Below are 13,679 nucleotides of genomic sequence, written 5' to 3'. Positions count from 1 at the left end.
GCATTCCATAGGTTTTCGGCAGCCCTCAGCGGCGCATGAAGGCTTCGAAGGCCGCGCGCGCTTCGGCGCTTTTCAGCCGCGTGGCGAAATGGCGGGCCTCGACATCGATGCGAGCGATGACCTCTTCCCTGGAGCCGCAAATGAGATCGCGGGCGATTTTCAAGGCTTCCGGCGGCTTGGCGGCGAGTTTCGTGGCCGCGGCAAGGGCGGCATTCTCCACCTCGACCGGCGTCGTCACCTTCCAGATGAGGCCGGCCTCGCGGGCTTCTTCGGCGCTGAAGGCCTCGCCGGCGGCCAGCATGGCAAAGGCGCGCTGGTGACCCATGATGCGCGGCGCAATCAGGCTGGAAGCCGCTTCCGGCACCAGCGCCAGATCGACGAAGGGCGTGCGGAACTGGCTGCGGTCGGAGGCGATCGTCAGGTCGCAATGCAGGTTGAGGGTGGTGCCGATGCCGATCGCCAGACCGTCGACCCCTGACACCAGCGGCTTTTCGGATCTGGCGAGCGCGTAGAGGAAATCGATCAGCTCGTCTCCCATGCTGCCGCCCATGGCAGTGGCAAGAAAATCGCCGATGTCGTTGCCGGCCGAGAAGCTGCCTTCGGTGCCGAGAAAGACCGTCACTTTGATATTCGCGTCCGCGTTGGCGGCGGTTAGCGCATCGGCCATGGTGCGATACATCGCGCGTGTGAAGGCGTTCTTCTTTTCCGGCCGGTTGAAGCGGATCAGCTGAACGCCGGGATGGGCGGAAGGCTGCTCGACGATGATGTGGTCGGTCATAGGATCTCCTCAGAACTCATGGGGCCTGGTCAGGCAAGCAGGATGCGGGCGGCGGCGAGGCTCGCCGCGCCGTTGACGACCCGGTCGCGCAAGGCCGCGGTCTCGGCAAGCAGGTTTTCGGCGGCAAAGCGGCAGAGCGCGATACGGCTCTCGCCTTTGCCGTCACCGCTTTCGGCCAGAGCACCCTTGGCGAGGTAACAGCCGGTGAGCACAAGGCCGAACAGGCGCTGATAGGGGCTGGCGCCGGCAAGCGCCTCGGCAGCCCTCCCGTCGGCAAGCGCCTTCAGCAGCCAGGCGGTCGCCGCGTCGAGATCCGCGATGGCGACGGCGAGTCTCGCGGCAGTCTCGCCGAAACCATCGAGATTGGAACGGCCGACAGCCTTGGCGATCGCCTTCAATTCAGCGATGAACCCCGTGACCTGATCGCCGCCGGAGAGCGGCAGCTTGCGGGTGACGAGGTCGATCGCCTGGATGCCATTGGTGCCCTCGTAGATCGGCGCAATGCGGGCATCACGGAGATAACGCGCGGCACCCGTCTCCTCGATGAAGCCCATGCCGCCATGCACCTGGATGCCGAGCGAGGCGACCTCGACGCCGGCATCGGTTGAAAACGACTTGGCGATCGGCGTCAGAAGCGCGGCGCGCTCCTGCCAGTGGCGGTTATCGCCTGCCCGGCGCGACATGTCGAGCGCATGGGCGCAGGCATAGGAGATGGTGCGCGAACCTTGGGTCAGCGCCTTCATCGTGAGCAGCATACGGGCCACGTCGGGATGTTCGACGATCGGGCTCATGCCGGCGCCGGTCGAATCTGGCGCCCTGCCCTGCGTGCGCTCCCTGGCATAGGCGAGCGCCTTCTGGGTGGCCGCCTCCGAGATCGCCACGCCCTGCATGCCGACGGCGAGACGCGCATTGTTCATCATCGTGAACATGCAGGCGAGCCCCTTGTTCTCCTCGCCGATGAGCCAGCCGATCGCACCCTTTTCGCCGCCGAACCGGCCGTCGCCATAGATCATCGTGCAGGTCGGCGAACCGTGGATGCCGAGCTTGTGTTCCAGCGAGTGGCAGAAGAGATCGTTGCGGGGCCCGAGCGAACCGTCGTCGTTCACCAGGAATTTCGGCACGAGAAAGAGCGAGATGCCGCGTGTCCCGGCTGGCGCATCCGGCAGCCGGGCCAGCACCAGGTGGATGATATTGTCGGCCGCGTCGTGCTCGCCCCATGTGATGAAGATCTTCTGGCCAGAGATGCGATAGCTGCCGTCGTCGCGCCGCTCGGCGCGGGCTTTCAGCACGCCGAGATCGGAGCCGGCGTGCGGCTCCGTCAGGTTCATCGTGCCGGTCCATTCGCCGGACACCATCTTTGCCAGATATTTGTCTTTCAGTGCAGCGCTGCCATGGGCGCTGACCGCCTCGATGGCGCCCATCGTCAGCGTCGGGGCGAGCGCAAAGGCCATGGAGCCAGAATTCCACATTTCCAGCGCCGCGACATTCAGCATATCAGGCAGTGCCTGGCCGCCGAAGGCTTCCGGCGCCGTCAGGCCGTTCCAGCCGCCGGCAATCCAGTTGCGGTAGAGCTCGCGCCAGCCATCCGGCAGCCGGACTTCGCCGTCGACGAGGCGGGCACCCTGGCGGTCGCCGATCTCGGCGAGCGGCGCCACCTCCTCTGTGGCAAAACGTCCCGCCTCGGAGAGGATGGCGTCGACCAAATCTTCGCCGAGATCGCCGAAAAGACCGTTCGACAGCGCCTCGCCCATGCCCGCTACATGCTTTAACGTGAACGCGATTTCCTCGACGGGCGCCTTATACATGCTTTCTCCTCCATGGGACCGGCCTGCACCTCGCGCAAAGCCCCTCCGAGGCAAGGGCTAATTGATTTTTACGTAAACGTCAATTTCGATTTCCCAGGCCGCCGTGCGATAGTTTACCCGACATGGCGGTTTGCTCTTGCACAGTTGCACAAATGGACGTCATGGAGAATTTCTAATACATGTCGCCCGGAAGTGTGCAGCGGTTCCGGGACAACGACATGCATCAAAACAAAGGGCTAAAGCGCGTCGCATGAATCAAATTTGATGCGACGCGCTTTAGAATGACATCGCCTTCGCAAAGGACCGGCGAACAATGGATACATTGCCCGTCAACATACCCGGTTTCGTCTGGGCCTATCGTTTCTCGCCGGATGACAAGACGGCGGTACGGCTGAACAACAGCGCGACGGTGGCGGATCTGACCGCCGACAACTGTTTCTACTGGCTGCATCTCAACCTCGTGGACGCCCGGGTGCCGGCCTTGCTCGAGACGCTCGACGGGCTGACCGAGGACGCCAAATCGGCGCTGACGACGCATGACACGCATGCGGCGCTGACCGTCGACGAGCAGATGCTCTACGGCACGCTCGTCGACTGCCAGCGTGATTTCGCCCAGGACACCAACAATCTCGGCTGGCTGCATTTCGCCATGTCGGACCGCTTCATCATCACCACCCGGCTGCAGCCGCTGCGCAGCGTCGAGCGCGCGCGCGCTGATCGAGAAGAACCCGGGCAAAATTGCGCTGCCGGTCGATCTCTTCGAACTGCTGGTGATCGAATTTCAGCGCACGCTGATCGCCATCGTTATCGAACTCACCGAAGAACTGAACCAGATCGAGGATATCGTCTACGACAACGCCCCGCGCGACGAGCGCCGGCGGCTGGCGCCGGTGCGGCGAACCGTGGTCAGGCTGCACCGGCACCTGCGCACGGTGCTGGCGCTGATGCGCCGGGCGGCGGCGGCCGACGACGACGAGATGCCCTTCGGCTTCGACGACGTGGCGCGGCGGCTGACGAGCCGGCTGGAAACGGTCGACCACGATATCTACGCGCTGCAGGACCGGGCGCGCCTGCTGCACGAAGAAATCGATTCGAAACAATCCTCCGAAACCAACCGCCACCTCTACCTGCTGTCGATCATGACGGCCTTCCTGCTGCCGCCGACGCTGGTGACCGGCTTTTTCGGCATGAACACCGCCAACCTGCCCTTCTCCGTCGGCGATTACGGCACGGAATACGCCGTCATCCTCATAGTCGGCTCCGTCGCGCTTGCCTGGTGGCTGCTGAGGCGGGTGAATATTCTTTGAATGTGAGAGGTGCGGTTGGCCGCGCCCCTCATCCGCCTGCCGGCACCTTCTCCCCGCTTGCGGGGCGAAGGGGGATAGCCGCAACCTCTCCGTCCCTCTCCAGCGTCTCGTAAGGCACGTCCCCTCGCCCCGTCTTTACGGGGAGAGGGTTAGGGTGAGGGGCAGCTTTCGGGGCCATCAATTAAGGCGAATAGCCCGCCCTGCTGGCGGGCCATCCCATCGATCGACGCTCGAATGATCGGCTGGTTCAGGCCGCCACCTCGCCCGGAACGGTTCTTGCACGGTTACTAATATATTTACCGTGGGGAGACCTAATGTCATGAAATGGTGCACATCCGGAGAGTTTGCCCCTCTGATGCTCGTTGTGAGTGGGCCGGAAAAATACAAGCTTGTTGCAACTCTCGTGCAGGCCGCCGAGATGCTGACCGTTGGCTGGCCAATCGACGATGGAGAAGAATACCTCACGGCAATTATGGCTTGCCGGGACGCAATACACGGGGAGATTCCGGCTCAGGCCGCGCGAGCAGCGCTTATCCGTGCTGCCGACGAAGCTGGAATTTCGGTAATAACTGTCGTTCACTGAGCTTCACAGCCGACGATGAAATGGGTTCACCGTCGGCGCTCGTATTGCCCAGCCCTGCGCTTGTCGTGCCTACATCAATACGGTGAATAGCACTGCTGGCGCGGGCCGTTATAGGGCTGGAAGGTGTTGTCGTAGGCGCGATATGAGCGATAGCGGTTGGCGCACCAGGCGACGTGGCTTGAGCCCATCCGGGGTGCCGGCGCGACGTAGCGCGGCTGCGCCGCAATGGCGCCACCGATGACCGCGCCGGCGCCGAAGGCGGCGAGCGGGTACCAGTAGCCATTATAACGGCGATAACCCGGACGATAGTAACTATAGCCGCGATAGCCGCCGTAATAGCCGGGGCGGTAATAGGCGCCGGGGCGATAGCCGGGCCGGTAATAGTCGCGGCGATAGTAGCGGCGGTATTGGACCTCCTCGACGGCGGAGGATTTCTCCACCTTCGGGGTGGTGGGCATCTGGATTGCCTGCGACGGGGCAAAGCCCGTCAGCACGACGGCGGCAGTGAGAATTGCAGTCGCGATTTTGCTTTTCAGCCCGATCATTCTTCTCTCCCATTCAACGGCGATCACCGCCTGCCACGCAACGCGTTCGTGGCTGAATGGTTCCGAAAGCAGCCGAGGACCGGCTGCTTTTGTTTTCGATCGGCGGACCTGAACCGGCCTTAATTGCAGGCGACATACATCAGGCGACGGCGGAGATCTTCGCCTGGTCGCCCTGCAGGCGGTTCACCATGAAGTTCGAATACCATTCGAGGAACTGCATGACGCCGCCCTCGTGCAGGGAAGAATAGGGGCCGGGCTCGTAGGCGGGCGAGTGGATGCCGAAGGCATTCTCTTCGACGATGCGGCGATCCTGATCGTTGGTCTCGGTCCAGACATGCGTCAGTTCCTCGAGATTGTAATCCACGCCTTCGACCGCGTCCTTATGGACGAGCCACTTGGTCGTCACCGCCGTCTCATTGGCGCTGAGCGGCAGCACGCGGAAGGAGATGGCATGGTCGCCGAGCAAGTGGTTCCAGGTCGTCGGATAGTGGAAGAGCAGCATGGTGCCGATATGGCTGATCGAGATATCGTCGGCGATCCGGCGCTTGACGGCCGGCTTGCCGGACATCGTGTAGCTCTCGGCATCCTCGATCAATGGCATGCGGGCGGTGCGGAACTGACCGTCCGGTGAAATCTGGAACTTGCTCGGCAGGCCGGCGGCCTCGCAGCGCGACCAATGGCCGGCGATCTCCGGGTCGTCGGCGCCGCCATCGGTGCCGGTAACGCTCGGCGCTTCCGGATAGGTGCGGCAGAGTTCCGGGTGATTGGCGGCGCAGTGATAGCATTCGCGGTTGTTTTCCCAGACGAGCTTCCAGTTGCCCTTCTCGATGATCGTGCTCTGGAAGGCGACCTTGGTCTCGCCGATGCGATGCGGCGCCATGTAGGGCTCGATCTTGTCGCGCACGGTCTGGAAATCCGGGGCGGTGTCGGCAAGGCAGATGAAGATATAGCCGGCCACGCTTTCACAATGGACGGGCTTCAGGTTGAAGCCGGTCTTGTCGAAATCATCGCCCATGTGGCGGGCGAAGGCGAGCTTGCCGTCGAGATCATAGGTCCACTGATGATAGGGGCAGACGAGACGCACGGAGGAGCCATGCTCCTTGGTGCAGACGCGCGAGCCGCGATGGCGACAGCTATTGTGGAAGGCTCGGATGACATTGTCGCGACCGCGCACGATGACGACGGGATAGCGGCCGATCTGGACGGTGAAATAGGCTCCCGGCTTCGGCAGCTCGCAATCATGGCCCATGAACAGCCAGTCGCGATAATAGATCATCTCCATGTCGAGCTGGAAATAATCCTCGTCGATATAGAACGGCTGCTCGAGGCTGAAGCCCTCACGGCGGTTCTTGAGCTGACGCAAAACGTTGCTGCGAATATCCATCTTCATATCCTCGTGCATCCGGTACCGTTCAGCGGAAAAACCGCGGAAGCGCGCCCGCTTCCTTCTCCTTTTGGAGAATTGTTCATGGCGTCATTTAATCACCGAGCCCGGCCGCTGCTTGGTTGTAATGCGACATCGGCTTCGAAATTGACGACAGGATGCGGCAAGGCTGTGGCGGCCCGCCCCGATCAATCGCATCGCCGACTCTCCAGGCAATTATCGTCAATTGCGACATGGCGTAAAGCCCCGTTTTGCAAAGAGCTCGGCTGCCGGATGCCGATCACCGTCGCATTTGCGACATCCTCTTGCATCTGCCGGCAGCCGTGGCGCAGCCGGAACCGCGTTAACACCGCCTTAAGCATAGGACCCTATCCTTGCGATGAATCAGACCGACCGAAGAACGCGAACCATGGCCAGACTCCGCTATTTCGATGCGAAGGACACCAGCAGATTGCGGGAGCGGCAGCCGATTGCCGCCCATTCCGAATTCCTGCGCACCGGCCGCATCCCTCGCGAACGGCGGCACTGGCTGGCGGAGGAAAAGCGCTACCTTACCCATGACGAGGTCGCGGCAAAGACCGGCCGCAAGCTGCAGGTGGCCGGCGAAAAAACGCATCAGCACATCAACGGCTTTCACCACTCGATCCAGTTTCCGAAGATGGTCTTCCACCGGACGCTGGAGGACAGCCCACATCTCGGCTATTGCCATGTCACCGCCGCGCGCACGAAGTTTGCCCATTATGAAGACGTCAGCTGGGCCTTCTATATCGCCAACTTCTACTCCGACATCGGCGACAACGACAATTTCTTCCAGCGGATCGACGTCGGCTATTCCCGCATGTATTTCGCCGTCGCGATGAAGCCGGGCGAGGATTCCTCGGAAAAGATGACCATCGACCGGTCGGTGCGCGGCAATGGGTTGCTCTTCCGCACCCACGACCCACAGGCGGCGATCCGCAACGTCCTGTTGCTCGGCGCCCGCAACGAACAGCTGCGCGAAATCATCCGGCAGCTATAACAGCGATTGATCGGCGGCGGCGGAAAGCCTAATGACCTGCCGGGATCAATCCGGGCAGCACATGGCACGCATCATCGACATCAAGGCAGACAGGCAGGCGGCGCTCGAAGCGGCCTCAGCGGCTCTTGCCGACGGCTTCGCCATCGCCATGCCGACGGAGACCGTCTACGGCCTTGCCGCCGACGCCACCAACCCCGCCGCCATCACCCGCATCTACGAGACGAAGGGCCGGCCGCGCTTCAATCCGCTGATCTGTCACATGGCCGACCTTGCCATGGCCGAACATCATGCCGAGTTCGATCCGCTGTCGCGGGCGCTCGCCGAAGCCTTCTGGCCCGGTCCGCTGACGCTCGTGCTGCCGCTCAAGGCCGAAAGCCCGATCCATTCGCTGGCGACTGCCGGTCTCGACAGCGTCGGCGTGCGCGTGCCGAAGGGTTTCGCCGGCGCCCTGATCGGCGCTTTCGGGCGGCCGCTCGCAGCCCCGAGCGCCAATACCTCGGGCGCCATCAGCGCGACGAGTGCCGCCCATGTCGAGGCCGATCTCGGCGCGAAGATTCCGTTGATCCTCGATGCGGGCCCGAGCACGGTCGGCGTCGAATCGACGATCGTCAAGGTGGAAGGCGACCGGGTTAGGCTGCTTCGGCCCGGCGGCCTTGCGGCGCGCGAGATCGAGCATGTCGCCGGCAGGCCGCTGCTGCGCGCCAAAAAGGCATCGGCGGCCATCGAGGCGCCGGGCATGCTCGCCTCGCATTATGCGCCGGGCGCCAGCGTGCGTCTCAATGCGAGCGCCGTGGAACCCGGCGAGGCGCTGATCGCCTTCGGCGGTGCGGCGGTCGCGGGCGCGCGCGACGCACGCATCGTTCTCGACCTCAGCCCGCGCGGCGACCTTGCGGAAGCGGCGGCCAACCTTTTCGACTACATGAAGCGGGCCGATGCCAGCGGCGTTTCGAGCATCGCCTTTTCGCCCATTCCCGACGACGGCCTGGGCGAAGCGATCAACGACCGCCTGCAAAGGGCTGCCGCTCCCCGCGCGACTGACAAAGCTGATAGAAGCGACAGAGGATCGACCCGATGAGCAACCCCGGCATTTCAACCGATCTTCTCGACCGCTTCGCCGCCATCGTCGGCGACAAATACGCGCTGCGTGGCGAGGCCGACCTGGCGCCGCATCTCATCGAAAACCGCGGGCTCTATCACGGCTCCTCCCCTCTCCTCTTAAAGCCCGGCTCGGTCGAGGAGGTCTCTGTAATCATGAAACTCGCCACCGAGACCGGAACCGCAATCGTGCCGCAGACCGGCAATACCGGCCTCGTCGGCGGCCAGACGCCGCGCGCGGGCCAGTCCGATATCATCCTGTCGCTGGAGCGCATGAACAGGATTCGCGACGTCGATCCGGTAGCCAACGTGCTGGTCGCCGACGGCGGCGCCATTCTGGCCGATGTGCAGAAGGCGGCCGAGGCGCATGGGCGGCTGTTTCCGCTGTCGCTCGGCTCGGAAGGCTCCTGCCGCATCGGCGGCAATCTCTCCACCAATGCCGGCGGCACGGCGGTGCTTGCTTACGGCAATATGCGCCAGCTCTGTCTCGGCCTCGAAGTGGTGCTGCCGACCGGCGAGATCTGGGATGGCCTGCGTCGGCTGAAGAAGGACAATACCGGCTACGACCTCCGTGATCTCTTCATCGGCGCCGAGGGCACGCTCGGCATCATCACCGGGGCGGTGCTGAAGCTGTTTCCCCAGCCGCTCGGCCATCAGGTGGCATTCGCCGGCCTTAATTCGGTCGAAGACGCGCTCGGTCTCTTCAACCTTGCCGCCAGTCTCTGCGGCACCTCGCTCACCGGCTTCGAGCTGATGCCGCGTTTCGGGGTCGAGATCACCACGCGCCATATCGACGGGGTGCGCGATCCGCTGGAAGCGGCCTATCCCTGGTACGTGCTGATCGATATTTCGACGTCGGATTCGGCCGAGACGGCGGAGCGGATGATGAACGGCGTGCTCGAACAGGGTTTTGAGGCCGGTCTGGTGCTCGATGCGGCGATCGCCTCATCCGTCGCCCAGCAGAAAGCCATCTGGCACATGCGCGAGAGCATGTCGGATGCTCAGAAGCCGGAAGGCGGATCGATCAAGCACGACGTGTCCGTGCCGGTGTCGAGGATCCCGCATTTCATCGCCGAGGCCGAAGAGGCGGTCATTGCGGCCATGCCCGGAGCCCGCATCTGCGCCTTCGGCCATATGGGCGATGGCAATATCCATTACAATATTTCCCAGCCGATCGGCGCCGACAAAGCCGCCTTCATCGCCCGCTGGCGCGAAATGAACCACATCGTGCACGGGCTGGTGCTCGCCCATGGCGGCTCGATCTCGGCCGAACACGGCATCGGCCAACTGAAGCGCGACGAACTGGCGGCGATCCGCCCGGCGATCGAAATCGAGCTGATGCGCCGCATCAAACGCGCTTTCGATCCGGCTGGTGTCATGAATCCGGGAAAGGTCGTCAGCCTCGACGTTTGAGGGTGGCGAGACCGGCCCCTCATCCGCCTGCCGGCACCTTCTCCCCGCCTGCGGGGCGAAGGGAATATGCCGCAACCTCTCCGTCCATCGCCAACGTCTCGCAGGGGCACGTCCCCTCTCCCCGTCAGAACGGGGAGAGGGTTAGGGTGAGGGGCAGCTATCGATAGCGAAGCGCGGGAAATTCCCTCTTAAGCCAGTTATCAGCCGCCGCCGGTCAGGATCTGCAGCGCCGGCGATTGCTGGGCGCTGTTCTGAACATCGTACATCGCGGTGAAGCGGCGCAGCAGCTTGTCGACCTTCTTCGGATCCTGGAGATCCTCGAGCTTGACGAAGCGGTTGATCAGATCGGCCTGCTTGGTGACGTCCATGCTCGATATCTGAGCCGGCAGGCTGTAGGCCGTCGTGATCACCTGATAGAGCGCCTTGTCGCCGAGGATTGAATAGATCGAAGTGATGCTCGGGGCCTTGCGGCTGAAATAGAGCGCCAGGCGCACACCGTCGTTGGTTTCGCCTTGCTGGGCTTCCAGCGTCTGCCTGACATAGAGCTCCTGGGTGTTCTCCTCGGCCGCCTTGTTCTGGATCGTGCCGATCTTGGCGCGGGTCAGATTGCCGTCCTTGTCGAAGTTGAAGGCGGCGACGATGTCCTGGAAGCGCGCATCGGCTTTGCTGTTCAGGTAGCTCTTCTTGTCGTCGGGGTCGGAGGTGAAGATCTTCTTCAGCGTCGCCTTGTCGTAATCCTTCGGGTCGAGGTTGTTCGCCTTCAGCACCAGATCGGTCAGGCGGCTGTCGTCGAGGAAATCGTCGAGCGACTTCACCTTGGCCATGCCCTTGGCAAAATAATCGACTTCGGCGGTCGCGTCCTTCGACGCCTTGTCCTTTACCGGGCCGGCCTTCAGCAGCATGGTCATATGCGCCTTGTAGTCGGTGGCGTATTTGGCCAGGGTCGCGTCGGGAAGCGCCTGGAAGGGTGACGCCGCCTTGCCGTCCGGTCCAAAATTGAAGGCGCGGGCGAGATTGGTGATGCGTTCGTCCTTCAGTGAGGCGATATAGCCATCCGGGTCATAAGCATCGCTCGTCAGAATCTTGCGCATCATCGAGCGCGGCACGTCCTGGTCGGTCAGGCCGAAGGCCTGCAGCGCCACATGATAGGGGTCCGGCAGATTGTCGTTGCTCTTCTTGAAATCGGCCGCGGCATTGGTGCGCAGGAAGTCGTTGACGCTCTTGATCTCGGCAGTATCGAGCAGGCTCGTGCTGTCGGCCATCATGCTCGAGTAGTTGTCGGCGACCTCCTCGATCGCCTCGTCGCGCTCGTCGTCATAGCGCGCCATATAGTTGTCATTGGTGGTCTGCGCCTGATCGGCCGTCTGCACCGAGCTGACGGCCGGCAGCGATCCATCGGCGGCGAAATTGAAATCGGCGTTGAGGTCGGCATGGCCGGCGGCTGCGGCAGCCGTCGCATCGGTCAGGATGCTCTTCAGGTCGGCGTCCGAGATGTTGAACGGCAGATTGTAGGTGCTCTTCAGGAAATTGGTGATGGCGGGATCGGCGATGAGCTCGTCGACATTGGCGATCGTCGCCATCCGGGAAGAATAATCGTCGGTGCGCGCTCCGGCGGCAATTTTCGTGTTGGTGATCTGGCTGGACGTCTGCGCAGCCAAGCCATCCTCGAGCGATCCGTCGGCCTTGAAGTTGAAGGCGGCGGCAACGTCGGCATAGGTGCCGGTGCCGCTCTGATCGGTCAGGATGTTGCGAAGATCGACGTCCGTGACGGTAGACGGGATGCCGTAGGCATTGCGCACGAAGTTGTTGAGCTTCTGGTCCGCCAGCAACTGATCGACGTTCGAGATTCCGGCGATGGTCGACTGGTAATAGACGGCCGCATTGTCGGCCTTGCTTGTCGTGTTGGCGCTTTGGGTGGCGGTCTGCGAGGCATAAAGGGTGGCGACAGACCCGTCCGTCTTGAAATTGAAGAGATCGTGAACGTCGCTATAGCCCTGGGCGCTGGCCGCCGCCGGATCGACGAGGAAAGTCCTCAGCGTCGCATCGGAAACACTGTCGGCGATCTGCATGCTTGTTCTGAGATAGCTGACCGCAACGGGATCGGACATGAGGTCGTCGACATTGGTGACATTGTCGATCATGGCGTTGAAGTGGGCGGCATTCGCCGCCGACTTGTCGGTCGTCGATTTCCGCTGCGTCTCTGTCTGGATCACCGAACCGTTGATCGAGCCATCCGCCTGGAAGTTGAAATCGGCATTGATATCGGCATGGCCCTGCGCGGCGGCATAGGCCGGGTCGGTCAGGATGTTCTTCAGATCGGCATTGCTGAAATCGGTGCCGAGACCATAGGCATCCTTGATGTAGCGCGCCATGTTTGCGTCGGCGAGCAGGTCGTCGACATTGGTGATGCCGCTCGATTGCGAGGTCACCTTATAGTAGTTGGCGGTCTGCGACGCCGCCGACGACAGCTTGTTCGCCTGCTCGATCGTCCGCACACGTGCCGTGTTCGAGGTCGAACCATCCGCCTTGAAGTTGAAGGCGTTGTAGACGTTGGTAAAGCCCATCAGCTGGGCATATCCGGGATCGGTCAGGACCGTGCGCAGTGCCGCAGCGGTGAAATCGGCGCCCATGCTGTAGGCGGTCTTGATGTACGAGGTCAGGCGGCTGTCGGCGACCAGATCGTCGACATTGGTGATCGTGCCGATCTTGGCGGTATAATAGGCCTTGTTGTATTCGGCCGCCGTCTTGCTGACATAGACAACGTCCGAACCGACCGAATTGTCGATGATGACGGACTGGGAATTCAGTGTGTAGGTCTCGATGACGGAGGCCTTCTGCGCCGCGGTCTGGGCGGTGCCGGTGACGGTGCCGTCGGCATTGAAGCTGAACTGGGCGGCAAGCGCCTTGTACTTGTCGCCGCCTTGCGTATTGACGACGCTTGCGGGGTCGCTGAGATCGCTCGTCAGCACCTGGCGCAGAAAATCCTTCGACGCATAGGTCGGATCGATTTTGAAGGTCTTCAGCACATAGGTGCGCAGCCTTGTGTTGTTGACCAGATCGTCGACGGTCTGCACGCTGTCGATATTGTTGCTGTAATAGGTGCTCTCGGCGGCCGACGCCTTGTCGGCATCAACAAAGGACTGCTTGTAGAGGCCGATGAGCTCGTCCTCCTGGGCGTCCGTCTGCACGTCCTTCTCGGGTGCGTTGAAATTGAAGGCGGCGGCGAATTCGCGGTAGCGCGCATCGGAGAGCTTGTTGGCGTAGCTGTTGGGATCGGTCAGATCGCTCTCCAACACCTTCTTCATGAACGCCTTGGCGTAAGTCATATCCTCGAGACCATAGGCCTTCATCGCATAGCTGTAGAGCTTGTAATCGCCGAGAAAGTCGTCGACCGAGGTGACCTTGTTGATATGGTCGGCGTAGTACTGCGCATCCTTCTTGACCGTCGCCTGCGACGCGACCTTGTTGAGGCTCGACGTCATATCCTTCGACAGGATCGAATAAGCGAGGGAAGCCGTAATCATCAAAAGCGCCCTTTTGGCAAAATCTCTAAAAGAACGACGAACTGCCGGTAAGCCCATTTTGCCACGCAAAACTTACCCGAGACTTACCTCTGGGTTGCGTCATTTCGGGACGGCACAGCGTTCACCTTCCGGAAACCCTGCCGGATTCGGTTTTGATAACCATCAGGGGAGGCAAAGTTTTCTTAACCGCAATTTTTAAGCTGTACGGAAGGGCGCCCGCCTATTGT

9 protein-coding genes and 1 pseudogene are annotated in these 13,679 nt (G+C 62.1%); 5 read left to right on the top strand and 5 right to left on the bottom strand.

Features of this window, described 5'->3' with window-relative positions; genetic code table 11:
* Positions 1–25: 25 nt before the first annotated feature.
* Together N2597_RS02635 and N2597_RS02630 are read right to left on the bottom strand one after the other, a co-directional pair.
* Positions 26–778: a crotonase/enoyl-CoA hydratase family protein gene (locus N2597_RS02635; protein ID WP_077991016.1), complete on the bottom strand. Its 753-nt coding sequence runs from the start codon at positions 776–778 to the stop codon at positions 26–28.
* Between the two features lie 29 nt (positions 779–807).
* Positions 808–2,583, bottom strand: a complete 1,776-nt coding sequence (locus N2597_RS02630) for an acyl-CoA dehydrogenase family protein (RefSeq protein WP_183597349.1) — start codon at positions 2,581–2,583, stop codon at positions 808–810.
* A gap of 313 nt (positions 2,584–2,896) precedes the next feature.
* Here N2597_RS02630 and N2597_RS02625 point away from each other — a divergent pair.
* Together N2597_RS02625 and N2597_RS02620 are read left to right on the top strand one after the other, a co-directional pair.
* Positions 2,897–3,890 (top strand): annotated as a pseudogene (locus N2597_RS02625) (transporter).
* Between the two features lie 319 nt (positions 3,891–4,209).
* Complete coding sequence (locus N2597_RS02620) at positions 4,210–4,473, top strand: DUF982 domain-containing protein (protein ID WP_009986459.1); 264 nt, start codon at positions 4,210–4,212, stop codon at positions 4,471–4,473.
* Positions 4,474–4,547: 74 nt separating this feature from the next.
* Here the strand turns inward: N2597_RS02620 and N2597_RS02615 are convergent, their stop codons facing one another.
* Positions 4,548–5,018: a BA14K family protein gene (locus N2597_RS02615; protein ID WP_077991020.1), complete on the bottom strand. Its 471-nt coding sequence runs from the start codon at positions 5,016–5,018 to the stop codon at positions 4,548–4,550.
* Positions 5,019–5,157: 139 nt separating this feature from the next.
* Positions 5,158–6,402, bottom strand: coding sequence for an aromatic ring-hydroxylating oxygenase subunit alpha (locus N2597_RS02610; RefSeq protein ID WP_077991123.1), 1,245 nt, complete (start codon positions 6,400–6,402; stop codon positions 5,158–5,160).
* Positions 6,403–6,811: 409 nt separating this feature from the next.
* Between N2597_RS02610 and N2597_RS02605 the strand changes: the two genes are divergently transcribed.
* The 3 genes from N2597_RS02605 (at position 6,812) to N2597_RS02595 (ending at position 9,928) form a co-directional block, all read left to right on the top strand.
* Complete coding sequence (locus N2597_RS02605; protein WP_077991022.1) at positions 6,812–7,420, top strand: DUF6656 family protein; 609 nt, start codon at positions 6,812–6,814, stop codon at positions 7,418–7,420.
* Between the two features lie 61 nt (positions 7,421–7,481).
* Positions 7,482–8,495 carry an L-threonylcarbamoyladenylate synthase gene (locus N2597_RS02600; protein WP_077991125.1) on the top strand — a complete coding sequence of 338 codons (1,014 nt, stop codon included), beginning with the start codon at positions 7,482–7,484 and terminating at the stop codon, positions 8,493–8,495.
* Positions 8,492–9,928 (top strand): FAD-binding oxidoreductase, encoded by a 1,437-nt coding sequence (locus N2597_RS02595; RefSeq protein ID WP_106797166.1) that lies wholly within the window; start codon positions 8,492–8,494, stop codon positions 9,926–9,928. The genes N2597_RS02600 and N2597_RS02595 overlap by 4 nt, the downstream gene beginning before the upstream one ends.
* A gap of 200 nt (positions 9,929–10,128) precedes the next feature.
* Here the strand turns inward: N2597_RS02595 and N2597_RS02590 are convergent, their stop codons facing one another.
* Complete coding sequence (locus N2597_RS02590) at positions 10,129–13,452, bottom strand: DUF1217 domain-containing protein (RefSeq protein ID WP_077991024.1); 3,324 nt, start codon at positions 13,450–13,452, stop codon at positions 10,129–10,131.
* Positions 13,453–13,679: the final 227 nt, after the last annotated feature.

The organism is Rhizobium sophoriradicis, from assembly GCF_025200795.1.
GTDB classification, from domain to species: Bacteria; Pseudomonadota; Alphaproteobacteria; order Rhizobiales; family Rhizobiaceae; genus Rhizobium; species Rhizobium sophoriradicis.
This window is presented reverse-complemented; position numbering and strand designations above follow the sequence as displayed.